The sequence below is a fragment of the Actinomyces sp. ICM47 genome (genome assembly GCF_000278725.1).
GTDB lineage: Bacteria > Actinomycetota > Actinomycetes > Actinomycetales > Actinomycetaceae > Pauljensenia.
The window spans coordinates 1-24,189 of sequence record NZ_ALCA01000088.1 but is presented as its reverse complement, the minus strand read 5'-3'; the positions used below and the strand labels follow the sequence as shown (position 1 = coordinate 24,189).

Here is a 24,189-nt window from a genome sequence, read left to right as displayed (position 1 = left end):
TTCCTCACTCTTCCTCGCAGCGCCATCAGCTGCGCGGAAAGCCTCCCCTTCCGCGAAAGCGTATCACGCGCCTGCTCGAGGGTACGAAGACAAATCCCCGACTTCATCAGAAGAGATGACATCGGAGATACCATTCAACTTATCAATATCAATAATTGAGAGAGCCTCAAGATCAGCACGAACTGGATCCCTCATCCACTGCCATGGCCATGGATTGACAACATCACAATCACCAATGACAAAAGCTTCGATTGCACAACACATCGACTCGTCATAGCTCATTCTAATATCCAAGACTCGAGCAACTCGTTGAAGCCAAATTTCAAACAGCCCACTGTTTGGAGTCATTCGACACCGATTGATAATTTTGACGAGAAAGTCGCGTTGCGCATCACTTTCCTCTTTTCGCAGCAGCAGACTGAGGATACGGGCGCCGATTGGATAACATCGCGGATTGCGCACGACAATATCAACAACCTGAGCCACCAAGACATCTCGCTTACCTGGGAAACGCTTCGTAGTCTCTAGGTAATTACTAATTTTCTGCAATTCGCGGACGAGTGTTCCCGACTGTGGATAGTCGCGAGCAAAACGACTCAGCATGAGAAGTCGTTTATGTATAGATGAATGCGCGCGACCAGTCAAAAGCCACTCGATTTTGTCAGCTTTGACAGAATCAAGGACAACATCATCGGAGATAGCTGTCTTCGCCGCCCCAAGCTTAAAATTCAGCCCTGAAAGAACTTTCATGAGCGCCAGTAGAATTGAATGCACGCCCTCACGAGAGCTTGCGAATATGCGATAGTCATCTCGATATCGCAGAATTTTGTACTCACAATCTACGAGCGCAGGGTCATTTTCTAGCTCTCGAGATAACGACAAATCCGCATATCCAAGCACCATTTCAGCAATTAAATCTGAAAGCACACTCCCTTGAGGAATACCAACAGTCTGCCGTGAGTGCATATTCTGAATTTCACTATCAATATAATCACCAAGGAGGCTACTACCCCTACCACCATTCTTTGCCTGCACCTTCCCATGAAGAGCCCAGGAAATACTGTGCGTATATATCGCCCCATAACAGTCAGATATATCTGTTTTACCCATATACGGAAATTCGAGCGACAATGCGATCGACCTCTGCTCAAATGACTCCCACCAATTCATTACAGAACTTTTTTGCGCGTACGTAAACAAACCTCGTGGAATGCTACAGCACTCAATCTGCTCATTTTGCTGAAATTCTGCAAAACGAGATCGCACTAGTTCCCAGCTCGCCCTCTCAGTCAACTTATAAACTATTGCTGCATAGATTATCGGATTAATCAACTCCAACGGACGCCAACTAAGAAGACCGTCTTTATTTGCAAGAATCCGGTAGTTCACACCTTCATATATATGCTTTATCTCGCAAGAGTCTGGACGGTAACCGGCGGAACAAACACTTCCGCTCATTGACTTTCGTAGCCCATTATTGGTGACGCATGAACTTCGATATTTTCGAGCAAGTTTTCCGGCTTCAGATAAAACTCCAGTAAAGTCATAGTATTCAGGAAGCGGCACATTGCAGTACGACTCGGGCTGCATCAAAAGGCGCCGAGCCTTATCGTGATCCAGATCGAGAATGGTGGGATTCGGCTTCGTGCTCATTACTCACTCCACCATGCGTTGTTCTTTGCGACCTCCTTGTGGGCCCACTTGAGATCCTTCTCGATCTCCTTCTTGACTGCCGCCGTGGCAACGCCGATCGCGGGCTGGGGCAGGTCAGCCAGATCCGAGCGCCAGCCGTAAGCGAGTTTGAGGCGGTTGATGCGCACGCCGTCGTCCAAGTCCAAGTGGATGCGGCGCTGAGCGAGAGGCTGCAGGACCGAGTCGATGAATCCCTGAACCTCCGCGATCGTCGCGTCGATCTCCGCACGCCTCTTGTCGATGCGGGCGCGCTCGCGATCGGCCTTCCTGTCGTCGCCCATCACGGCGTCACGCTCACGCCCGACGGCCTCCGATTCGGCCTTGAGTCGATCGACGAAGGGAGCCGCGTACTTGGTGAGCACCTGGCCAACCGTGTCAGGCGTGTAGCGGTGCAGGTAGATGAGCGCCCGGAACGTGCCCTTCGGAGACTCAAGAGACCAGTACACGGGGCGGCCGCTGTAGTCCTTCTGGTGGTCGGCGGCGAAGGACTTCGCCATGTAGTCCTCAAGGGCCCGCTCGGGGTCGGCCGGGATCGCCGGCGGCACGAACTCCGCGCTCGAGCTGCCAGGCTTCACGGCCAGGCAGCGAGTGAGGAACTCGATGTTGTCACCCAGATCAGCGGCACCGAAGACAACGCGCAGCACGGCCCTGACGCGGCGCGAGGCATCGTCGTCGAAGGCGCCGCCGGTGACGGGAATGATGCCGTCATCGTCGGGTTCGAGGCGCGCCTCGGCGACGCGGGCGCGGAAGTCGTCAAGCGACGAGGCCTGGTCGGCCAGTACGAGGCCGGGCACGTCGACGCTGTAGCGGCCCATCGTGACGCCGATGGCCCAGGAGATGAGTTCGCGCGCGCTGCATTGGTAGTGCAGCCAGCGGTATTCCTCCTCGCTGCGCTCGGGCGCACCCTTCGTGGGGGCGAAGGCGAACCGCGGGTTATAGGTGAGGGAGACTCGCGAGAGTGGAACGTTGATCTCCACCTCGTCCGCGAGGCCGTAGACCTCGGCCCAGTAGCGGTTATTTTCCGTCTCCAGGCGTCGCGCTTCATCGGCAGTCTCACAGCTGCGGCGGTACCAGTCGTCAAAGGCATCCTGGAGCAGCGAGTACCCGCCGCGCAGGTAGGGAGGCCGGGCGAAGTCCCACGAGGTCTCACGGGCGTCCCAGTCGGCGCGGAAAATCTCGATCAACCGCTCGACTCCCGCCGAATCAAAGGACTCGGGCTTGATCCAGGGGAGATTCTTCACCTGGCCAACCTCGAACATGACGGTTGGAGCGATTGTAGATTCAAGCTTTAACGTTGTACTCGAATTCAAATAGCCAAGCATCTCATATGTTTGCTGATGCGAGCTCAAAAATACAGCGGCACCTTTGTCGTTAAATGTAGAAGATGAATCAAACAATCGGAATGACGGATCACCTGAGGACACACGCGCCCACGAAACACAGGGACGGAAGTAACAATCGGGATTTCGGATGACCGAGCGTGGTCTGAAATCCCAAAGTTCACGGCCATCGTCCTGCCAGTTGATAACGTAGTCCTGGTTGCCCCACCACTTGCGGAACTCGCCGCCCTTGTTGTGTGGGAACCAGCGTGCACCACTGGCCTGGGCATCCGCACGATCGCGGGCCTGCATGTAAGAGCGGTCGGCGCTTACCTCGAACCACTGACGTAGGAATCGCTCGTTATCAGCGGTCGCGAGCCCTTGCTTCGCGGGCGCCACCTCTCCCAACGGGACGCCCGCTTCAAAAGCGTTAAGCATTTGGCGACTAGCCCAGTACACTATGGGCCTTCCGGGAATCACTGCAAAAGTTGCGGGTGAGACTTCAAAGCGAATGTCATGCTTCTGTTCACACGCTACCGTTCGGAGAACAAGGTCTTTTTCAGCTTCGTTTCGACCGTCTACTAGCCGCAAATAGACGCCGACACGGTCGACATCGCTAGTTGCATTCGTAATCGTAAAAGCGGTCGTCTGGACGACCTCTCCCCCAATCGAGTCGAAGGCACGCGTACCAAGGTGAGCCATCGAGTCGATACTCATGGTCGACAACATCCACGGGCGCAGTTCTCGATACGAGTCCAGGAACATCCACGCGTGCATCGTGATCATACCGATCGCACCACGACGTTGAGCGAGGGAAGCAGCACGCTCGATAAACATCGTGCACAGGTCTGTGGAACTACGCTTGTAGTGTTTGTTCGCGAACCGCTTGAGTGGATCTTTCGCCTTCTTCATGCTGAGATAAGGCGGGTTCGCAATCAGGGTCGTGTAGCGTCCGTCCTCAAGGATCTCGCACATGTCGGCGGCGCGCAGCCACTCCTCACTGTCCGCGCCGCCCAGCACCTGCTGCTTCTCCCCCGCTTCAATGCGGCGCGCGATCTCGCGGAACAGAGTAGACGCACCCTCGGGCACACGGATCAGCGATCCGTAGGCGTCGGCATAGCGCAGCTGTTCGATCAGCTGAGACATGCCGAGGGACACTCCATCGTCGGAGGCATCCGCGATCTCTGCGGGGCTCAGCTCATCGAGTTCCATAGACTCAACGTGAACGATTCTGGGCCCCTGCCACGAGGTCTCGCCATCTCGCTGACTCTGGCGCTCGATACGCCCCAAGAAACCAGGATTATGCTCGACGGCCTTCATCGTCAAGGCGAAGGAAGCGAGCTGCGCCGCGCGCCCATCCACGTCCGCACCATGCAGGTTCTTCTCCAGGATCAGGCGAGCGATCTGCCTGGTCGGGTATCCGGCCTCAGCGTACATCTCCCACAGGACGTCGAAGGCATAGGTGAGCATGTGCCCAGAGCCGCAGGCCGGGTCGATGACGCGGAAGTCCTCGGGGTTGGAGATTGCCAGGCCCTCATCCTCCTGTCCTTCGGCAGGGGTCACCAGGTACTCGAATTTCTCCCGGAGCGCGGAGTCCGGGTGGGCACGCAGCCACTGCTTCCCCAGCGTATTCTCCACCAGGTAGCGCACCACCCAGTGCGGGGTAAAGAGCTGCGTGACGGGAGCCAACGTGTCCTTGTCGATCTTGGCCTTCGACTCGTTGATTTCCTGCTTACGAGCTGAAATGTAGAACTGATAGAGCCAGCCGATTACCTCAACGTCCATGCGTCCAGAATCGTTGGGGTTGATCGCCGCAACGATATCGGCACGCACAGACTCACCAGCCGACAGGAGGTCCGTTGGCGGAACCAGGTTCGTCCAGTCTTCCGCCTCGGGGAATACGCCCGGCATGACCAGGTGCCACGAGGTGAAGTACTCGCGGAGCAGCAGAACGTATGCATCAAGGTCCTGATTATCGAACAGCAGCTGCACTATCCGCGCTCGCGCATCCTCTCCGATGTGTCGGTCGAAGTCACCCCCGCGGGCGCGCTGCACGCACTCGGGTACACCCGTCCCCGCACCCTCGGCCGGGGTGACGACTCCGTAGTCACCTGAGAGACCCATCGCGTCCATGTAGCGCAGGGCTGTCAGGCGGTTAAACCAGGAGTAGGCAACCACCTTCGCAGCACCCAGCACCCGGTTACCACCGGCCTCGGCATGCTTGTCGACAGCCTGGGTCAGGCGCACGCGGTCGGCGTCGCTCAGAAGCGGATCGGCCATCTTGCGCTCGATCGCAGCCACGGACATCTCGATGAGGCGCTCGCGCGAGGCGGCCGCCAGGGACTCCAACACTGAGGTGTTCATGTCTACTCCTTCAGGGGCGCAGCTGCTTGCCGTCGTTCACAGCCGCGAGCATCTGCTCACGAACGCGCTCGATGTACTCGTTGACCTGATCCGGCGTCGACAGGAGGCCGTTCGTCTTCGGCAGCAGATCCGCCAGGCGCACAATCGTCGGCCTCTTGGTCGGCTCCGTCGCCTCGTCTGGGTCCGGGTACTCCGCGGGCGTCGCCGACGCGATCAATGCGGCGTAGAGGTCGTCCACACGCTGATCGAGCTGACGGCCGATTTCCTCCGCATGACCCGGCTTCGATACCGAATTCACCGCAGCACAGAGCCGCTCCATCACCGCATCAACCCTCAGCCGAGCTTCCTCCGACGCAGCCTTGAACTCAGCGGATCCGCGAATACCCGCCACGGCCTCGTCGATGCGTCGCAGTACCTTGTCACGCTGCGCCTGCACCAACGCACGACGCGCCGCGTCGATACGCCGAACCAGCGGCGCGATCTCCTGCGTGCGCACGTACAGCCTCGAGTCACCTGCGAGCTTTCGAAGCTCATCAATTGCCTGCTCACCGTCCTCCGTGAGTTCGAAGAACGACAGGCTGTCCGCCTCGGCCAACGCGTCGCGAAGCTCCTGTTCATGCTCCTCCACGAACTCCCGGTAGGGCATGAGGAAGTCGTCGACAATCTCGATCAGATCGTCGAATCCGCCGCGGATCTGCGGGGCAAGCATCTCCTCTTCGGTGTGCTGCGTGGTTGTGAGCGGCGTCAGCAGGTCGAGGGCCTCCGCGACTTCGTCATCAAAGCTGTACCAGTCGGACCTGTATCCCTTGAGCAGCTTCACCCACTCGGCCGCCTTGACCTCAACCGCGCGAACGCGCGAAGGGCCATCCTGCGGGGACTCCCTCGGGACAAAATGACCAACAAAACGCTGGAAATCCGCGAGTGCGGCGCGATCCAGGTGCTTCTTTTTCTGCAGCAGCACCCGCCCCTGGCGGGTCACGTCGCGCAGGGCACCCTCCAGCTCCGTGCGAGTGAGGGGTCTGTCGTTCTCGAGGGCCTCGAGCAGCTCCAGGCGAAGGGCCGTCGCCACGATGGCCAGCACCGCGTTCTTGTCCCAGCCGAAGGGGGCCCGACCGTAATACTCGATCGCGTTCTTCACGAACACGTTTTGTCCGTTCAGCACGCGCGCCTGCTCCACCCACTGGGCGCACTCGCCCGCGAGACTCTGCGCGATATCCACGCCCGGGTCAACGTCCAGCGTCGCGTCCTCCTGATCGCGCAGGAAGGACACGATCTGTCCATCCTTGAGGCCCGCCAGCGGCTTCGCATCCTCGATACGGGGGTAGACTTTCTGAGCAAGACGAGTCAGTCCCAGCTCAATCACGTCTGCCGGCGTCTTCGCCGTACCCGTCTTCACTTCCTCCCCCGCAACAAACAACGACGCCCGCATAAGCGCATCCTTCACGGCCTCGCCGATCACTCGACGACGCTGCTCATTGTCTTCCTTATGCGCCAGGATGATGCGCTTGCGAAGGCCTGAGGCAGCGCCTGCCTGACGCTTCACATACTCCTCAGTCTGGCAGAAGACTCGCACATCCTCGAGGATCTCGGAGCTGATATCCAGCCCCAACGAAAGGCTGTCATGGCGATAGGCACTCTCGTTACGAATACCCGCCTCGTCCAGGGAGGACTGCGGCGTGGACACCGAGATTACCAGCGGCTCGGCCTGTTCGCGGCGTCCATCGACGAACAGGGACACGCCCATGCGTCGGTTCGTTCCGGGATACACGAAGCTCGTCGCGGAGGTACCGACGTGCTTACGGATGTCCGTGCGCAGCAGATCCGCTATTTCCCTGGACTCCACGGTGATCTGACGAATCTCTCGACGGACTTCCTTTTCTTCATTTGTCATGTACGCGTAGGTTCCATCCGCCTGACGCTGCACGTACACCTGATCCGACAGGATGCGAAGCGCACGCTCAACACGTGTTTCCAGATCAGTCGCATCCTGATCCAGGGAACGGCGCAGCAGAACCGCAATATTGCGCGGATATGCATGGAAGGAATCCACGTAGCGAACGAGAAGGAGCACCTTCAGCACGCTCATCGTGAAGGAGTCACACGTGCGCGAATCCTGTGCGGCTCGCCCAATATTGTCCTTCACGTCGGACTTGAGCATCGCCGCGATGCCGTCGTAGAAGCGATCGAAAGACGCAACCGTACCCAGCTCGTCATCCGTCAGCTCCTGCGCGATCTGCTGACACACGCCCAGCAGCGAACGCGCACCCACCGACGAGTGACGGCCCGTGAAGAGGTCGTTATCGGACAGGCCTCGCATCGCCTGCGTGAACATCTCAAATTGGTAGTCCACGAACGGGTATTTAGCAACGAAGCTATCCCTCGTCAGGTAGTTATCGTACTTCTTCGTCTTCACTGGGAAACGGAACATCGACGGGAACCCCGCGCCGAGACGCTGCCACAGCGTGTCCAGGTCTTCCGCCCCCTGCTCACTCTTTGTCAGCAGTCGGCGAGCGATCACGTCCGTGACCTCCTCCGTCGACAGGCTCACCTTGATCGCGAAGCGCCCCTGAATCTTGGAGAAGTCCGTGCTACGGCGCTCGTTCATCTGCGCCGTAATACCACTCAGTTCCTCCTGCGAGGTCACAAAGACCCAGGCGCGACCGGGGCAATGCGTCGCCAGCTGCTCGGTGATGGTCTGCAGGTTCAGCATCAGCTGAGAGTCGTCGCCGATGAACTGGCCGACCTCGTCGACGAAGAAGGCGATGCGCTGGTGAGGCCCCTGACGGTCAAGCCACGAGGCCACGTCCTGCGCGAAGGCCTCGGCCGACAGGTTCATCTGCTCCCGATAGCTGCGGAAGGGCTGATCCACCTGGTGCCCAAGGCGGGCCAGCGCCCTCGAGACAAGCGCCTCCGAAAAGACGGTGTTGACGCGACCGACCTCCCAGGTATGCCCAGCTTCCTCCTGGTAGGCCTCGCGAAAACGCGCCAGTTCTCCCCGATCTTCCAGGTCACACTCGAGTGCACCAACTCCCAGATCCTTCGAGTACAGGCCGCGCGCCTCAAAGTAGACCTTGTAGAAGACCTCGATCATTGCCGATCCGCGCTCACGCGTCGACTTATCATCCTTGGCGTCGATATTGAAGAGCACCGCGCGCATGGGCGTATGCAGGCTCCTCTTGAGGTCCGCAATAAGTGTCTCATCGCCTGCGACCTTCTGTTCGAAGGCTCGTTCGACATCTTCGCGGGTCATCGGCTGGCTTCCCGCCTGCTCACCCAGCAGGTAGGACAGCATCTTCAGCAGGTGCGACTTACCCGACCCAAAGAAACCCGCGATCCACACGCCGTTCGACGGAGCATCGACCTGGTTCCACGCATCGACAATCCGCGACAGACCGCTGCGGATCTCGCTGGTCATAACGTATTCGTCGACCTCGGAGGCGACCTTCGAGACGTCATCAGCCTTGATGACACCGTCGATCGACCGGAAAATATCCTTCGCGTACAGACCCTTCATGTCCATGCGTCACACCTTTGTCTTTCAGTTCGCCGACGGTTCTAGAGTAAGTGAAAAGTCCACCAAATCAAAAGCCCGGTAGTAGTTGTCCTGGGAGATTTGATCGAAGAGGACGAGCGCCGAGTGAGTGGACGGCGACTGGTGGTACGACCCCGGGAAAGTCACGACCAGCGGCACGCGCCCCAACAGGGGCTGCAGGCAGTTCAGCAGCAAATGCGTGCGCACGAGCGGAAACAGATGGTGCACCCCCGAGAGCAGGACGGCGTCAACGCTATCCTCTCCCCCGGCCTCGTCCACAGCCTTCTTAATAGCGGGCGCGAGCAAACCCTCGACGTCGATTACCTTGCTCAGCGCATCCCGGAAAGTCTCCGGAGGCAACGTCTTTTCCATCGCCAACATCTGATCGAAAAAAGGAGATCTCTTCCAGATGTTCACCGCGAGCCCGAACACGTCGACATCGGCCAGGTGGTAGCGCTCCTCGCGCAGGCGGCGACGCAGCCTCGAGAACTCCTCGTCGACAGTCGGCTCCCACTCCGGCTTGTAGCGCAGGACAAAGAAAGGAACCTCGTTGCCCAGGCCCTCCATCTTCTTGAAGCGCTCCGACGTGAGCACCCGGAAGGCACAATCAAAGGTCTCCCTGAGCGAATCCAGATACGCTCCACGCTTCGACACCGACCGTACCTTCCTCTCGCGCAGCACCCCTTACCGGGCTTCTCATACCGTACCGCAAGCCACCCACAATTCGAGCTTAATCATGGCTCCTGCGTCACAATTTCCCGAATAACTGTCAGCCGAGGACATCAAACTGGAACTGCGCGACCGGGAACGACTCCCGCATCGGCCAACCCCACGGCTGCGGAGCCGCGTTCACCAAGCGGGCAACCCCCACCGGGACCAAGACCGGCAAAGCAACACCGATCTCGTTGATGAAACCCACATCTCGCATGCAGCGCAGAAATACGGATCGCACCTTCTGGCCACTCTTTACTGTCAGTGTCGACATCGCGGGATCCACCCCGCGTTGGCGTTCCACGAAGTTGTCGATATCCGACGCTGTCAGCGGAGCCTCATCGACGACCAGACGGATCCAGGCAACCTCGCGCGCACACGCCGCAAACACGTAGGACTCCGTCACGAGAGCCAGCCACATGACAAGCTCCCATCCGTACTCGCGACTGGCGACGAATCGGAGGGCGTCGTCCTCCAGGAACGACAGGTGCTTCGTCGTCGCGCTCGCCAAGCGTCGCCGCGTCGACTCCGAGCCCGCGACCACCAGGTTCTGCTCGAATAACACGTCGCTCGCCTCACGCGCACTCATGCCAGCGGCCATCAGCTCAGCCGCCTCAAACGTTCCCGCGTTCGTCGCGCCGCCCACCGTGATTGTCGAGGCCAGTCTGCGATCCGACACGACGTCACCTCTCACGGTCTACCTCAATCAACGCGGCGGTTTCCCCGCCAGGAACCTTACTATCATCGCACACGGTTGTCCCCGCGCGGACAGCCGCGCGGGGACAACCGTACAAGTAACACTTCCACGTGACAGGGACACGCACTGAACCACTATTGAATAAGATCTGGGATCCAGTGGAAGAGGAAGATCAACCCGACGGAAATACCGAGAAGGATGACAGCGCAAAGCAATGAACGCTTCCACGACACGGTGAGATGATCCGAGACCCACTGAGCTACTCCACCACCAGAGTACCCAACCATGTAGCGCTCACAGCATTCACGCAGCAGCAGTTGGAACGCCAGGACACCCAGCAATGCGCTAATCAGCATCTCAATGAATACAGTCCCCACATATGCCAGGGCACCTTCATCGAAAAGAACGCGGACGACTGTACCAACCGAAGTCGCATTGCCGCTCTCTGAAGACTCAGCTAGCAAGCGTGATAGATCTGGCATCGACAAACCTGTCGTTGCAGTCTTGAGCGAAAAGCACGTGTAGTAACTAACGTACACCACAGTGCCCATCAAGATACTCGTGAATATTGCAGCACCAAGGGAAGGCGAAACATATCGCGCCCGTAGCGCCAAACCAACCATCAGGATACATAGCGTCAACAGTGCAGCTGATACGCCAATGAGTACATGCAATATGCTCTCGTAATTACGCAGCAGAACCCACGCAACCACGACAGTCACAACGATACACAGGATGACAAATCCACCAACGTCATCATTATTTGACTCCCGTTGGCCTACACGCTCATTAACCGTCACATGAACTGAATTGACATCGCCAATGTGCGCTTGATTCCCACTCCCTACAATCGAAATCGCATCACCCTCACTTGTCATCACCTGTTGATTCACCTGTGCACCAGAGGCAATAACGGGCGAAGAAATACCTGAATTTGCAGGAAAGAGCACCTGCAGAATGACGCCGGAAAGGATACCCGCAGCTGCACCAATCCCTAGCTCAAGCAACCATGACATGACTCTTCCTCTCATCATTGAGTTCGACAGTAACTAAACATTACTGTCAAGTTGATCATAGCAGCTATTACGCCAGTTACATCCATGTGTCAAGTATTCTACTTGTACCCGCAGGTCATCACCCCTGAGCTACGCACACCCCGCACGGACCCGCCCGCCTGACGATCGCCCACCACACACATCGGCCAACATGTGAGCACATTTTCCCCAACAGCGCCATCTCCAACAATTTGAGGGTGGCGCCTCAATCGCATCTATGTGCATCTTGAATGCGCCTCGCTTTAACACAACGTGTGCATCCGCGCCGCCCATGCAGGTGGCAGCAACCGAAGCACCACGCTGCAAACATGCAGATAGCCCACCATTTCCAGCGTATTTTCAGTGAAGCTACCACGCCGCACGCGCGTCTCCAATGGGGCCTCGTAGCCCCTCGCGCGCATGTGACAGGTTGATTGTCCCTCACATACACCGGGAGTAGTCTCTGCATTCAGCGCAACACAGAAAGAATGGCCTTTCCGTGTGCACGAGATCTGCAATTGTCATTCACAGGTGAGGCAAAAGCATCATGACCGAGAACAAGTATCTGGCAGACGATCCTCTCGTCGTCGCAATCGACTCCTCGACGACATCCACGAAGGCGATCGTCGTCGACGCAGAAGGAAACATCTGGCACACGGCGAAGCAGAACATTCAGCTGCACACCCCCGCGATGGACCAGTACGAGCACAACCCCATCCGCTGGTGGGAAACCAGCCGCGCGACCATCGGGGAGGTGCTCTCCAAGCTCTCGCCGACAGACCGCAGCCGGATCGCAGCCATCGGCATCACACCCCAGCGCGATTCCTTCGCCCCCTTCGACAAGGACGGCCGACCGCTCCGAAACGGCATCCTGTGGCTCGACGGCCGCGCCACAGAGCAAATCCGCCGCTACGGCAGCGAACACATCAACGAGCTCTCCGGAAAGCCAGCCGGCGTCACCCCCGCCATCTACAAGATGGCCTGGGTCAAGGAACACGAACCCGAGATCTTCGCTGACGCCTACAGGGTGATGGATGTTCACGGCTACATCGCCTGGATGCTCACCGGACGCCCCGTGAGCTCGCAGGCCGCCGCGGACTCCCTCGGCCTCTTCGATATCCAGAAGCGCGACTGGTCCGACGAACTCCTCGACATTGCGGGCGTTTCCCGCGAACAGATGGCAGACCTCGTCGAACCCTCCTACGAGATGGGCACGCTGCGCAAAGAACTCGCCGAGGAGCGGGGCATCGCCGAAGTGCCCGTCATCGCCGGCCTCGGCGACGGCCAGGCAGCCGGCATCGGAGCCGCCGCCGATCCCGAGATCGGATTCCTCAACCTCAGCACGGCCGTCAACGCGGGCGTCGACTCGCCGGTCTACAAGTACGACAAGGTCTTCCGCACCCACGTGTCCGGCATCCCCGGCAACTACGTGTTCGAGGTCCTCCAGTCCTCCGGCTCCTACCTGGCCGGTTGGTTCCGTGAAACCCTCGGCGATCCAAAGCTCCTCGGCGCACCCGACCCCGCCCTCGACGAGGCTGCGAGCCTCATTCCCCCGGGCTGCGAAGGCCTCGTGACACTCCCCTACTGGAACGCCGTCCAATCCCCCACTGGGACTCCGTCGCCCGAGGCGCCGTCGTCGGCTGGCGCGGCACCCACTCTCGCGCCCACATGTACCGCTCCATCCTCGAATCCATCGGATTCGAAATGCGCTACAACCTCGACTCGATCGAGGCGGGCACCGGTGTGAGGCTCACCGGACTGCGCGCGATGTGTGGCGGCACGCGCTCCCTCCTGTGGCGCCAGATCATGGCGGACACCACCGCCCTGCCCATCACCGTGTGCACCCAGGACGAGATCTCCGCGCTCGGTGCGGCGGTCCTCGCCATGGCCTCGACGGGCATCTACGGCGAGCATGACGTCGCCGCCACCGCAAAGAAGATGGCGCAATACGGCAAAACAATCGAACCCGACATGGAGAAGCACGAGCAGTACTGCGACGTCGCCAAAATCCAGCGCAAGCTCTACCGGCTCTTCCGAGTTGAGTGTGGGTGAGTGGGTGTTGGTCGGGGGTTGCGGGTAGAGGTCGAGGTCCTTGATGATGAGCGGACTTCTACCCCCGCTGTCGTCAAGGGACCTCGGGCGGTGTCTCACCCTACCTGCTGCTGCTCTGCGTCGCTTGATCGTTGTGATCGGTGTGATCTGCTCGTCGGTTTGGAGGGCTTCCATCTGATGAGCGTGGCTCGCACCCCAGATGCTCTGGTGCTCGACATAGAGTCCTGCGATCACCTTGCTGGCTGCCCTGGGTGTGGGCTGAATCGCTCAAGGCCACGGACGCGTGGTGGTGGAGGTGATCGACGCGCCCTGGGCCGGGGTCCCGGCGCGGATCCGGTGGCACAAGCGCCGATGGATATGCCGCGAACACACCTGCCAGATCGCGACCTTCATCGAGCAGAACCACTCGGTGTGCGCCCCCAGGGCGCGTTTGGGTGTGCGGGCGATCCGCTGGGCGATCCGACAGTTGCGCTTCGAGGGAGCCACTATCTCGGGGCTGGCCCGCCAGCTAGGAACCACGTGGAATACCGTGTGGTCCCACATCAAGCCGTGCCTGCAAGCCGCATCTGATGACCCCGCCCGCTTCGCAGGCGTGCGGGTACTGGGGGTCGATGAGAGGCGTGTGGCATCACCAGGACCGACGCCGACGAGGCCCACGTGAGCTCACCGGCATCGTGGACCTGACACGCGGGGAGGATCATCCCCCAGCCCGCTTGTTAGACCTGGTCCCAGGCAGGTCTGGCACCGTGTACAAGAACTGGTTGGCCGAGCGCGGAGAAGACTTCCGTGCAGGGGTGCAAATCGCGACTCTGGATCCCTTCCAGGGATATAAGAACGCCATCGCTTGGCCAGCTCCAAGACGCAACCAGCGTGCTCGATGCCTTTCACATCGTCAAGCTCGCCGGTGACGCCCTCGATGAAGTACACCGCCGCGTCCAGCAAGACACCCTGGGCCACCGCGGACGCAAGGGGGATCCCCTCTACCAAATCCGGCTTCTTTTGCACGCCTTGCGCGCGCACGCTCACCCCACGTCAACAAGAACGACTCCGAGAGGCCTTCACGGCAGATGAGGCACACATCAGTGTGGAAGTCGTCTACCTTCACCGGGCAAGTGCGCGAGGTCTTCCACCAAGACACACCCACCCAAGGCCGACGCCTGGCCACACCTCATCGAGCCCCTACCAGCCTGCCCCATCCCCGAAATCGCCCGACTGGGCCGGACCCTACGCAAATGGAAGGACGCACTCGACGCCTACTTCGACACCGCCGGAGCCAGCAACGCACCACACCGAAGCCATCAACAGACATCATCGAGCTAGGCAGACGCACCGCCAGAGGCTACCGCAACCCCACCAACTACCAACTCCGAATGCTCCTCATCGCAGGAGGCCTAGACGCCTCCACCCACACCCAACTCTGAAGAGCCGCTCTACCCGAAGCTGAAGGACGTGTTCGAGGACCTCTACGAGCTCTCGCGCAAGTCCCCCTCGACGAAGCCCGAATCACCGAAGGCAGAACTCTAGGAATCGCAAGGAGAAACAATGTCTACCATTACCGTCCTTGGCGCCGGAGCGATGGGCTCGGCGATTTGCACGCCGCTCGCGGACGCCGGCTGGGACGTGCAGCTGTGGGGAACGTGGCTCGACGATCACCTCCTCGACGCGATCGAGCGAGGCGAGAACCACCCGCGCACGAACCAGCCCTTCGCGCAGGGCGTCACCCTCTACCGCTCCTCCGAACTCGACGAGGCCCTGGATGGCGCGGATACCGTCATCGTTTCCGTGGCGTCCGTCGGCGTCGAGCAGGTCGTGAAAATGGCGCTGCCCGACTCGATCCGGCGCATCGCGGCGGACGAGAGCTACGACAACCTGCCTCCGATCATCGCTGTCGCGGGTCCCGTGAAGGCGAACGAGTGCGCCGCGCGGGAACCCACCGCGACCATCTTCGGGTGCAAGGACCTCGACGTCGCCATCAAGTACGCGCGCGCAATTCGCACCGACAACTACGCCATCGAGGCCACCGACGACGAGACCGGCGTGGAAATCTGCGCTCCCATGAAGAACGTCTTCGCGATCGCACTCGGCATCGCCGACGGCCTCCAGGAGAAGACCGGCGTCCCGCACCACAACCTCAAGGCGGCCACATTTAACGAGGCCGTGAGGGAGATGTCGATCCTCGGCACCTCACAGGGCGCCAACGAGACGACCGCATTCGGCCTCCCGGGTGTCGGCGACCTCGAGGTGACGGGCCTATCCGGGCGCAACAAGTTCTACGGCGTACGCATCGGGCGCGGCGAAGGGCCGAAGGAAGCGCTCGAGGAGATGGCTCGCCTGGAGCAGACCGTTGAAGGCGTTCCTGCGGCCGGTTTGGCGCAGAAGTTCGTCGACCAGCACGCCCCGGAGCTTCGCGAGCAGCTGCCGCTCATGAATGCCGTCATCGACGTTCTCTCCGGGGAGGTCGGGGACGTCAAGACCAGGATCGGACAGGCGGTGTTGCCCGCGCGCCCATGATCGCGCCTCCTCCTCGATTGCACCCAACGGTGGCCTCCTTGTCGAGGCCTCCGTTGGGTGCCCACCCGCTGTCTCCGTCTCCACAGCGGGTGGCACGTGCCGCATCGAGGTTATGAGCGACTCTTGGTGGGGTCGGCGGTGACCGAGATTCTCGGCGTCGTCGACCCCACAGACGTTCAGTGACGGGTCACTTGGCGTCCCCAGCGTCCTTCTCGAATCCAACCTGCCAAAACCCCATGTCGAGCAGCTTCATCTGCGGATAGATGAGGTCTTCAGTCCGCATTCCTCGCCGCGCTTCCTCGAGGCGGTCGTTGTGCTCCTCGTAGAAGTCCACGAGCCTGAGGACGAACTCCGGGCTGTATTCCTGCGTCGTCACCTTGTATGTCGCAACGCCATCCTGAAAGAATCTGTCATACGCGGGCACGCAGCCAAGCGTTCCCATGAGGATTTTCGTGATGAGGACCGGGGATACAGAAGACGCAACCTCACGCCCTGCAACCTCGTTACGTATCGGCCGGAAATGCTCGGCGATGTCGTCGTACACGTTCGTGTACCTCTCCTGAACCTCAGACTCCCGCAGGCTCACGCACGCAACCCCAAACAGGCAGTCATATTCGGGCTTCAGGATCTTCTCGACGATGGGCGTCAGCACCTTGTAGTCCTTCTGCAGCAGGAAGGACGAGCCCCGATACATCCCCCAGCTCGCCAGGTAGAAAGCGAGGTGCAGGCTCAAATAGTCACAGTCCGGGGACGGGTCGATCCGCGCATCTCGAAACACGCGATAGCAGTGCTCCCACGACGTCGAGCGCCCATTCTCGCTCGTGCGCGCATCCTCATAGAAGGTCTTCGCACCGTTAATCAACTCATCGATCGCGTCCATGTGCTCCCTCGCTCTTCTGACCTTCAACATTGAAATCAGGCCCCGAGCGATGAACTCCGAACCACGCTTCTCTGTCGAATCATAGTCACAGCTAATATTCCTGCCGAGAATACCCACGACGTGTCGCACCGCATCCTCATAACGGGCGACTCCCCCTGAGACGCCGTCACAACTGGCGGAATGCATCTCGGCGGTCCTAGTACCCTCTCCCCCACTCTCGGAGGGCCTCTTCGACGACCTCGGACGCACTGTCGTAGCCGTCGTAGGTTGCGCGCAGCATCGCCGCCTCGTACACGTCCTCGTCGACGCGCACCGTGACCTCGACGACCGGCGCTCGAGGAGCGACTCGCTCCACCGCGTCACGCTGCTCACCGAATATCGCCCCGACCGTCAGCCCGTTCGCCTCCGCCCACCGCCGGATTTCAGCGTTCTGTTCCGCCAAGCTCTCATCATCGCGCTTCGTCATAGTCACATGTGTACACGAGAGCGGGGCTCCTGTCCTCGCGGCACACCCATCTGCCCACGCGTTGACCGTGACCCGGGGAGGTGCCACGGCCTCGTCAACCCTGACGACCCACACACCAACCATGACCCGGGGACGTGCCATGGCCTCGTCAATCCTGGCGTGCCTCAGGCAGGCACTCGACGTCACTAATCCACTCACGCACCGCAGCGCGGAGAGCTCCCGACCGTGACGTGATACCCTCACTGGCCGCGCGAGCCATCATGGCGTCGAACATATCGACGTCGAGGCTCGTGGTTACGGCCACTCGCGAGGGGGGCATAGGATGACGCGCCCGCTCGTCGCGGAGGAAGGCCACGAGCTCTTCAGCTTCCCCAGATTCAATGAGCCAGCGTTGGAGGTCGGCCTTCATCTTCGCGTCCGCTCGGTTACTACGCTTCCTCATGAGGACAGGTATACACGGCACACGCCTCACAGGCTGCGCAACGCGACCACTGCACTCAGATTGACGTGGATCAACGCATCTCTTGTCAGAATGTTTCACGTGAAACAATTGATGGCACGGGGGTGCTCCCCCTATCGAAGAACTCACTGCACGCCCACGCTCCGTTCATTCGATCGGAAGCCCTACGTGTCGCCAAATGACGCGTCTTTGAGCCTTACTGGCGACTTGGTCCACATAGCGGCCCACAGTTTCACCTGTATCAGATGCGCGCGTCGCGCACATCGATCAATGTTTGACAAGGTCAGACGAGTAATTTGTCCGTTAGTCGCACATTTGCGCCGCCCACCATCAAATTTCGGGAGGATGTGCATCATAGTTACTTTATATTTCTAGTGTTTTGTGTTGGTTCTGGGCGTAGCCTGTGTTCTTAACAGGGCGTGTTTCCGATGGTGGGGGTGCGCTGGAGGATAGCTACCTCATCGTGGAGGTTGAGAGAACATGATGGTTCCACCGTTGTCCGAGCGGCCCGTCACTGAGGAGGACGAGGAGCAGTTCCGGCGAGAGTCCATGCCGCGCACGTACACGCTGCGTCAGCGGTGGGCCGACTATCGAGCCGAGGCGAAAGCCAACCGGCCCAAGGGCGTAAAGGCCCGGGTGCGGGCCTGGTTGCACGTTGAGCCGTTCTATTGGGGGATGCGCGCCGCCTACGTTGTGCTTGTCGTTGGGGCAGTCTTCGCCGTCTACATCAACGGCGTCGCAGAGGGGTGGTGGCACGCGTGGGGTGAGAAACCCACCGTCGCGGCCACGACGCCCGCCGCCAGGCCTGCCCCATCCGCATCGAGTTCCACCGAGGCGGCGATGTCGGGCGGCTACCAGATCGGACCCGACGGCGTGCTCGTGCGCCCCGCCGAACACGCCGCATCCACCTACGCCAAACCCGAACTACCCGAAGAAGCCAAAGAAAACACAGAGAGGGGTGCAGAACTCGCAGCCGAGTACTACCACGCGCTGATGGGATACTCCTGGAACACGGGCGACACTTCAGCACTTTTGGGCATGTCAGATCCCGACTCAACTTTTGCAACCTCTTACGCCGATGACGTTGCCGAGCTGTACTCGAACGGATGGGCTTACGGGAGTGAATCAGAAATTTCTCACATCGTTCGTGTTGAACCCATTCCTGAGAACGGAAACGATGTACGGCGAAACACGATCGCAGTCACCTTTCAGCTCTCCTCAAAGACTGGGGTCCTGTGTCAAGGTCAGAAGATAGTGAAGAGAGATCGAGAGTATCAGTCACTACTAACGCTATATATGACATGGCAAGACGATCATTGGATCGAAACTCAAGGAAGCCTGATTACTGATGCTAGCAAATAAGTCAATAAACGCTGGGTTCGCCGGCCTCCTATCTCTATGCATTCTAGTCAATACACCTTCTACTGCTAACGCATTCTTTGATGATGATCTGCCAGATCCATACGCTCAGCGTTCCGACGCATCCGGACGATCAGTAACGACTTATGCGCAATTGATCGAACAGCAGATTGAAAACGCACTCCCACAAGCTGCAGACTCATCCCTTGGCGACGAGAGGGCCTGGAGTACGGCTCAATCTGTGCATGCCTCAGACCCAGATTCTGATATTGACTGGGAACATTGCGGTTTCGACATTATCGACCCTTCACAGCCATTGAAGTTGCAGGTGGCAGTATGCGCCTATCCACCACCAGAATCTCCTGAATCACCTCTGCCCGAAAAGCTGCCTACAACGAGGGACATTCTCTATTCAGCCGCAGCCGTGATCCACGCCGACGGGGCTGGGTTGTATAAGCGGCCACTCGGGGTCTCCTACACGAATAAGTTCATTCCCACGATTGTCGCGGTCACCAGCCCCACCCAAACACACGTCATCAACCTGCTGGGACGCGACATCACGATCACGCTCACCGCCACGAACTACGAATGGAACTGGGGAGATGGCACCCCCAACCTGGTCACCACCTCCACAGGATCAGTGTGGTCCGAGGGCATGGATTTAAACACCGACCCGAACCTGATCCGCCACTACTACACACCACCCCAAGGCTGGCGCTCCATGTTGGACGGCCCCTACCCTCACGAAGACCGCGACATCACCCTCACCACCACGTGGAGCGGCACAGCCACCAACCCCTTCACCGGAGAAACGCAAACCATCAACGGCCTCGTCACCACCACGGAAACAACCGGCAAGTTCCCCCTGTCCCACCTGGTCATCAACAACACCGACACCTGGGAAGAAAAACAAGGCCACTAACAGGGCGATCAAGGGAGGAAAGAATCGTGAGCGACTCACAGTTTCACCAACGCAATGCGCATCCCTGAATCATCACGGTCATCACCGTCGCCACAGTCATCGCAGCATCCCTGCTTGGGTTCCGGGCATTCAGCACCAAGGCGAATGCCGAGGCCGAGGATCGTCAGCAATCAGCTCAATCTAACACCCCACAGTCCACCGATAGCCAGTCTGGGGACCTACAGCCAAGAGATACACCGCCCCAGCACCTATACCGACTGAGATCGCCAAGCCCACTCCCCCAAGTGCGAACAGCCCGCCAACACCAGAATGTTTCACGTGAAACAATCCCCGCATCAACATCGTCACCGACGACGACATGGTCATCAACCCGAGGAACGCTCCTCCATATCATCACTACAGCTGTGTCCCCGTGACCCCAGGCCACCGGACCAGCGTCACACCATGATCACGGTTTCACAGCGAGCTCGTAACGCACCCAGCGGCGCTGACCCGTGGACGTCACCAGGCCTCGTGACACGAGGTCGCGCAGCTCCGAGCGCGCTTCCTCAGCGGTCACACCAAAATGCTCCCTGTACTCCCCGTTGCTCCAGGTACGCCCATGACGCATGTCGACCAGCGCCTCCTTCTGACGCCTATTCAAACCGGTCGCTGCCTCCAGCCCGAGACCGCCAGGCCACATCAAGTCCCCATCCGGAATCAGCGCAGCATTCGGGAAACACACCGTGAAGGACACTCGATGCGATACACAATCCGGGTCAACCACAGATCCATCCCCACCACTCACTTCAATTTATAGAAGCACCTTTCTATCTCATAGAACCCCATTTCTATGTCATAGAAGGGGGTTTCTATGACATAGAGGCCCCTTCATAACTCATAGACGCCCATTTTTGCGTCATAGAACCTCATAGAGGAGCATCTATGATTCATAGAATCGAGCAACATCCCAACCTCGAGGCTACAACGGGAACAGACGCCAGCACCATCAACATGTGTTTCACGTGAAACAATCGCTCCACGCCTAACAGTCTCACCACTCGCTCGACAGGCAGCACAAACAACGCCGTGCGCCGCCCGCACAGTTATTTAAAATCCAACTCAAACTCACCCAGCGCCCGCCCCCGCCTCTCCCCAAATCAACTGTCATCCTCGAATTGTTTCACGTGAAACATTGGCGCCTGCACCTGCAGGCACACACGCCAGCAAACGCGCAACCACACGCCCACCACGCACTCAACAACAGATAACAACAAGCGGGGTGCCGCCCCTCGGCAGCACCCCGCTCAATGAGTCACGCGCACCTGCGCCGCGCAACCAACAGCAACACCTCACCCCCGCCTCTCCCGCAGCCTCCGCGCGAGGACCCCATGCCTCGGCGCGAAGACCCAGGCGAGCACAAAGCACGCGGTGAGCACCAGGACGATCGTGGCACCCGTGGGCACGTCCAGCGACCACGACAGGTACAGGCCCACCAGGCCACCAGATGCCCCCAGGGCCGGCGACAGAATCATCATCGTCCATAGGCGGTCGCACAGGAGCCGCGCGGTCGCCGCGGGGGTCACGAGCAGTGCCAGCACCAGCACGTTGCCGATCGTCTGCACAGAAATCACGACGGCCAGCGCGACGGCGATGTACAAAAACAGATCCGCGAGCAGCACACGCACGCCCGCCGCCCGCGCGCTCTCGCGGTCCAGGGTCACGGCCACGATGGGTCGGTGCGCCAGGAACAGCATGAGCAGCACAAACAACGCGCCGCACAGCACCACGGGCACATCCGACGCCGGGATACCAGTGATCGACCCGAACAGGAAGTCCTGCAGGCTCCCCGCGTACCCGGGTGCCCGCGCGATGATCGCAACGCCGAGCGCAAACGCGCCGACGAAGAGTACGCCGATGACGGAGTCCTCCTTGAGCCGCCGATTCTGCGCCAACAGCGCCACCAGCACGGCGGTCACGACGCCCGCGAGGGCACCTCCGAACACCAGGGATCCGCCGCACACGAACGCGATGGCCAGGCCGGGGAACACGGAGTGCGCGACGGCATCCCCGATGAACGCCATGCCACGCAGGACGACGTGCACGCCGACGCTGCCGCACACGAGCGCGGCGACGACCGCGATGAGCAGCGCGCGCGGCAGGAACGCCAGCGCGGGGTTCGTCAGGTCGCGGAAGAAGTCGTAGGGGCTCAGGAAGTCAGCCGCAGCGACGAGGCCGTGGCCGCCCGCGTGGATCACGGTGCTCATGCGCGCACTCCTAGGGCGTCGAGGATCGGGTTGTCGGGTCGCACATCGAAGGCGCGGATCCACGGGTCGGCGTCGGCGAGTTCGTCGGGTCGCCCGGACGCGATGATCGTGCGCCGCAGCAGGTAGAGGCGGTCGCAGCCGGCGCGCGCGCCGATAAGGTCGTGCGTCGTCATGAGGAGCGCGCGCCCCCCGTCGGCGAGCGCGCGGAACAGGTCCATGAGCATCTCCTGGGTGGGCATGTCGAGGCCGGTGAAGGGTTCGTCGAGGAGCAGCACGGCGGGCCGGATCGCGAGGGCCCGGGCGACGAGGACGCGCTGGCGCTGCCCGCCGGACAGTTCACCGATGGGTCGCTTCGCGAGGTCGCGCATGCCGACGAGGGACAGGGCCTCCTCGACGGCGCGGAAGTGCGGTGTCCGCGCGCGCCCGAGCAGCCCGCGCCGCACGGTGACGGCCTGCAGAACAGCGTCGCGGACGCTGATCGGGAAGTCCCACGCGAATTCGTGGCGCTGCGGCACGTAGCCGATCGCGCCGTCGGTCTCGACGCTGCCGCTGGAGGGGATGAGCCCCAGGATCGAGCGGATCAGCGTGGTCTTCCCGGCGCCGTTGGGTCCGATGAGGCCGACGAGCTCCCCGGCCTCGACCTCCAGGTCGACGCCCTCAAGGACGCTGCGCCCACCCAGGGACGCCCCCAAAGAGGTGACGCGCAGCTGGCTCACTGCTCCCCTCCCCCATTACCGAGGCCGTGGCCCTCAGCGCTCTCGCCCGCGCCGGGTGCTCCGGCACTCTGGGACGAGGCCGTGGCCGCTTCTCCGTTTCCCTCGCCGCGGGCGGTGGGCAGGGGCGCGAGGAGGGAGTCGGCCTCGGCGATGGCGGCTGCCTGTTCGGCGCGGCTGCGCCGCGAGCGTGCAACGACGAGCGCGCCGATCACGAGGAAGGAGAGGGCGACGCTAACGATGATCGCGATGAAGGCCCAGTCGGGCAAGCCGCCCTCGGGCGAGGACGACGTCGATTCGGAGGAGCCGGGGCCCTGGGAGGTGCCCGCGGCCAGAGCCCCGGAACCAGAACCAGAACCAGAACCGGAAGCGGCGGGCGCAGCCATGGCCAGGGCTTCGGACGCGGAAGCGGCGTCGCCTACGGCGAAGCGCAGGGTCGTGGAAGCGTTGACGGCCTCGCCGGCGGTGGTCGTGCCCAGGAAGGTCACGGTCGCCGTGTAGGTACCGGGGGCGGAAAACGCCCAGTTGGCGTGCACGTGCGTGCCCGAGTCGATCCACACGTCGCCGGGGGCGGCACCCGAGTCGGCGAGCAGGAGGGGCTTGCCGAAGGTGCCGGACTGGAGGAACAGCCACGCGCGGCCGGGGCCGCTCACGGGGCCGACGCGCATGGTGAGGCCGCGGTCGATGGTGGCCGTGACGGCGGGGTCCTGCGTGTTCCAGCCGAGCCACACGACGCTCGGGTTCTGTGTCTGGGGGATGACGTGGACGGGCTTGCCCGCGACGTCGGCCAGGAACGGGTAGTCGGCGGAGTCGGGCGCGGTCATGATGGCCGCATCGCTGACCCGGAGGACGGTCTGGTTGGGGTCGCGCCACACGGCGCCGCTCTCGGCGTCGTGGCGCAGGCCGGCCCGCCACTGCCCGTCGATCAGTCGGGGTCCGAGGTCGACGTGTCCGGCGCTGATCTCGCTGGCCTCGCCTCTCCACTCCTCGTGCGCGGCGACGCTCTGCGCGAGGTCGGGGTCGGGACTCGGGTCAGCAACAGAAGAGGGGGCACCCACGATGAAGAGGAGAGCTGACACGAGGAGGGCACTCAGCGTCATGCCCAGACGGGGCCGGCGGCTAGCCCCGGGGACGGCGGCAGGGCCTGGCCGGGCTTCGAGATGAGACGCCCGCCCGCTCTGTTCCGTAGGCGGCATGATGGTTCGCCACATGAGGTCGGCGCGGGGCCTGC

Annotated in this window: 17 protein-coding genes and 2 pseudogenes; 6 read left to right on the top strand and 13 right to left on the bottom strand. The window is 60.8% G+C overall.

Features of this window, described 5'->3' with window-relative positions:
* Positions 1–63: 63 nt before the first annotated feature.
* The 6 genes from HMPREF1136_RS10680 to HMPREF1136_RS10895 all read right to left on the bottom strand — a co-directional run bounded on the left by HMPREF1136_RS10680 (position 64) and on the right by HMPREF1136_RS10895 (position 11,331).
* Positions 64–1,653, bottom strand: a complete 1,590-nt coding sequence (locus HMPREF1136_RS10680) for an RNA-directed DNA polymerase (RefSeq protein ID WP_009648398.1) — start codon at positions 1,651–1,653, stop codon at positions 64–66.
* A complete protein-coding gene (gene pglX, locus HMPREF1136_RS05850; protein ID WP_009648405.1) occupies positions 1,653–5,375 on the bottom strand; it encodes a BREX-1 system adenine-specific DNA-methyltransferase PglX in 3,723 nt (1,240 codons plus the stop codon). The genes HMPREF1136_RS10680 and pglX overlap by 1 nt, the downstream gene beginning before the upstream one ends.
* A 10-nt stretch (positions 5,376–5,385) precedes the next feature.
* Positions 5,386–8,895, bottom strand: a complete 3,510-nt coding sequence (gene brxC / locus HMPREF1136_RS05845) for a BREX system P-loop protein BrxC (protein ID WP_009648402.1) — start codon at positions 8,893–8,895, stop codon at positions 5,386–5,388.
* An 18-nt stretch (positions 8,896–8,913) separates the two neighbouring features.
* Positions 8,914–9,561: a BREX protein BrxB domain-containing protein gene (locus HMPREF1136_RS05840; protein WP_009648406.1), complete on the bottom strand. Its 648-nt coding sequence runs from the start codon at positions 9,559–9,561 to the stop codon at positions 8,914–8,916.
* A 115-nt stretch (positions 9,562–9,676) separates the two neighbouring features.
* On the bottom strand, positions 9,677–10,297 hold the full coding sequence (locus HMPREF1136_RS05835; RefSeq protein WP_009648409.1) for a BrxA family protein: 621 nt from the start codon (positions 10,295–10,297) through the stop codon (positions 9,677–9,679).
* A 152-nt stretch (positions 10,298–10,449) separates the two neighbouring features.
* Positions 10,450–11,331 carry a hypothetical protein gene (locus HMPREF1136_RS10895; protein ID WP_009648401.1) on the bottom strand — a complete coding sequence of 294 codons (882 nt, stop codon included), beginning with the start codon at positions 11,329–11,331 and terminating at the stop codon, positions 10,450–10,452.
* Positions 11,332–11,896: 565 nt separating this feature from the next.
* On the opposite strand from HMPREF1136_RS10895, the pseudogene HMPREF1136_RS11230 reads away from it, so the two are divergent.
* The 4 genes and pseudogenes from HMPREF1136_RS11230 to HMPREF1136_RS05815 all read left to right on the top strand — a co-directional run.
* A pseudogene (locus HMPREF1136_RS11230) lies at positions 11,897–12,592 on the top strand (xylulokinase); the annotation flags it as partial.
* A 314-nt stretch (positions 12,593–12,906) separates the two neighbouring features.
* Positions 12,907–13,401, top strand: a complete 495-nt coding sequence (locus HMPREF1136_RS11225; protein ID WP_332248254.1) for an FGGY-family carbohydrate kinase — start codon at positions 12,907–12,909, stop codon at positions 13,399–13,401.
* Between the two features lie 90 nt (positions 13,402–13,491).
* A pseudogene (locus tag HMPREF1136_RS11490) lies at positions 13,492–14,822 on the top strand (ISL3 family transposase).
* A gap of 121 nt (positions 14,823–14,943) precedes the next feature.
* Positions 14,944–15,912 (top strand): NAD(P)H-dependent glycerol-3-phosphate dehydrogenase, encoded by a 969-nt coding sequence (locus tag HMPREF1136_RS05815; RefSeq protein WP_009648403.1) that lies wholly within the window; start codon positions 14,944–14,946, stop codon positions 15,910–15,912.
* Between the two features lie 187 nt (positions 15,913–16,099).
* On the opposite strand, the gene HMPREF1136_RS05810 is transcribed toward HMPREF1136_RS05815, so the two are convergent.
* The 3 genes from HMPREF1136_RS05810 to HMPREF1136_RS05800 all read right to left on the bottom strand — a co-directional run bounded on the left by HMPREF1136_RS05810 (position 16,100) and on the right by HMPREF1136_RS05800 (position 17,700).
* Positions 16,100–16,792 (bottom strand): hypothetical protein, encoded by a 693-nt coding sequence (locus HMPREF1136_RS05810; protein ID WP_034505121.1) that lies wholly within the window; start codon positions 16,790–16,792, stop codon positions 16,100–16,102.
* Between the two features lie 196 nt (positions 16,793–16,988).
* Positions 16,989–17,258: a hypothetical protein gene (locus HMPREF1136_RS05805; protein WP_009648399.1), complete on the bottom strand. Its 270-nt coding sequence runs from the start codon at positions 17,256–17,258 to the stop codon at positions 16,989–16,991.
* Positions 17,259–17,406: 148 nt separating this feature from the next.
* The gene (locus HMPREF1136_RS05800) at positions 17,407–17,700 is read right to left on the bottom strand and encodes a ribbon-helix-helix domain-containing protein (protein ID WP_156791853.1); all 294 of its coding nucleotides are present in this window, start codon (positions 17,698–17,700) and stop codon (positions 17,407–17,409) included.
* Between the two features lie 498 nt (positions 17,701–18,198).
* On the opposite strand from HMPREF1136_RS05800, the gene HMPREF1136_RS05795 reads away from it, so the two are divergent.
* Positions 18,199–19,080 (top strand): DUF6318 family protein, encoded by an 882-nt coding sequence (locus HMPREF1136_RS05795; RefSeq protein WP_009648411.1) that lies wholly within the window; start codon positions 18,199–18,201, stop codon positions 19,078–19,080.
* Between the two features lie 421 nt (positions 19,081–19,501).
* Positions 19,502–19,999 carry a hypothetical protein gene (locus HMPREF1136_RS11215; RefSeq protein ID WP_232204187.1) on the top strand — a complete coding sequence of 166 codons (498 nt, stop codon included), beginning with the start codon at positions 19,502–19,504 and terminating at the stop codon, positions 19,997–19,999.
* A 448-nt stretch (positions 20,000–20,447) separates the two neighbouring features.
* Here the strand turns inward: HMPREF1136_RS11215 and HMPREF1136_RS05785 are convergent, their stop codons facing one another.
* The 4 genes from HMPREF1136_RS05785 to HMPREF1136_RS05770 form a co-directional block, all read right to left on the bottom strand.
* Positions 20,448–20,681: a hypothetical protein gene (locus HMPREF1136_RS05785; RefSeq protein ID WP_198002822.1), complete on the bottom strand. Its 234-nt coding sequence runs from the start codon at positions 20,679–20,681 to the stop codon at positions 20,448–20,450.
* Positions 20,682–21,330: 649 nt separating this feature from the next.
* Positions 21,331–22,245, bottom strand: coding sequence for an anchored repeat-type ABC transporter permease subunit (locus HMPREF1136_RS05780; protein WP_009648413.1), 915 nt, complete (start codon positions 22,243–22,245; stop codon positions 21,331–21,333).
* Positions 22,242–22,961: an anchored repeat-type ABC transporter ATP-binding subunit gene (locus tag HMPREF1136_RS05775; protein WP_009648407.1), complete on the bottom strand. Its 720-nt coding sequence runs from the start codon at positions 22,959–22,961 to the stop codon at positions 22,242–22,244. Before HMPREF1136_RS05775 ends, HMPREF1136_RS05780 begins: the two co-directional genes overlap by 4 nt.
* Positions 22,958–24,058, bottom strand: a complete 1,101-nt coding sequence (locus HMPREF1136_RS05770) for a TIGR03773 family transporter-associated surface protein (protein WP_009648397.1) — start codon at positions 24,056–24,058, stop codon at positions 22,958–22,960. Before HMPREF1136_RS05770 ends, HMPREF1136_RS05775 begins: the two co-directional genes overlap by 4 nt.
* Positions 24,059–24,189 lie beyond the last annotated feature (131 nt).

What these genes read in the sequence shown, in the direction of transcription:
- HMPREF1136_RS10680 (WP_009648398.1), bottom strand. Translation starts at nt 1,653, where the DNA reads ATGAGCACGAAGCCGAATCCCACCATTCTCGATCTGGATCACGATAAG.
- pglX (WP_009648405.1), bottom strand. Translation starts at nt 5,375, where the DNA reads ATGAACACCTCAGTGTTGGAGTCCCTGGCGGCCGCCTCGCGCGAGCGC.
- brxC (WP_009648402.1), bottom strand. Translation starts at nt 8,895, where the DNA reads ATGGACATGAAGGGTCTGTACGCGAAGGATATTTTCCGGTCGATCGAC.
- HMPREF1136_RS10895 (WP_009648401.1), bottom strand. Translation starts at nt 11,331, where the DNA reads ATGTCATGGTTGCTTGAGCTAGGGATTGGTGCAGCTGCGGGTATCCTT.
- HMPREF1136_RS05815 (WP_009648403.1), top strand. Translation starts at nt 14,944, where the DNA reads ATGTCTACCATTACCGTCCTTGGCGCCGGAGCGATGGGCTCGGCGATT.
- HMPREF1136_RS05810 (WP_034505121.1), bottom strand. Translation starts at nt 16,792, where the DNA reads ATGGACGCGATCGATGAGTTGATTAACGGTGCGAAGACCTTCTATGAG.
- HMPREF1136_RS05805 (WP_009648399.1), bottom strand. Translation starts at nt 17,258, where the DNA reads ATGACGAAGCGCGATGATGAGAGCTTGGCGGAACAGAACGCTGAAATC.
- HMPREF1136_RS05800 (WP_156791853.1), bottom strand. Translation starts at nt 17,700, where the DNA reads ATGAGGAAGCGTAGTAACCGAGCGGACGCGAAGATGAAGGCCGACCTC.
- HMPREF1136_RS05795 (WP_009648411.1), top strand. Translation starts at nt 18,199, where the DNA reads ATGATGGTTCCACCGTTGTCCGAGCGGCCCGTCACTGAGGAGGACGAG.
- HMPREF1136_RS05785 (WP_198002822.1), bottom strand. Translation starts at nt 20,681, where the DNA reads ATGTGGCCTGGCGGTCTCGGGCTGGAGGCAGCGACCGGTTTGAATAGG.
- HMPREF1136_RS05780 (WP_009648413.1), bottom strand. Translation starts at nt 22,245, where the DNA reads ATGAGCACCGTGATCCACGCGGGCGGCCACGGCCTCGTCGCTGCGGCT.
- HMPREF1136_RS05770 (WP_009648397.1), bottom strand. Translation starts at nt 24,058, where the DNA reads ATGACGCTGAGTGCCCTCCTCGTGTCAGCTCTCCTCTTCATCGTGGGT.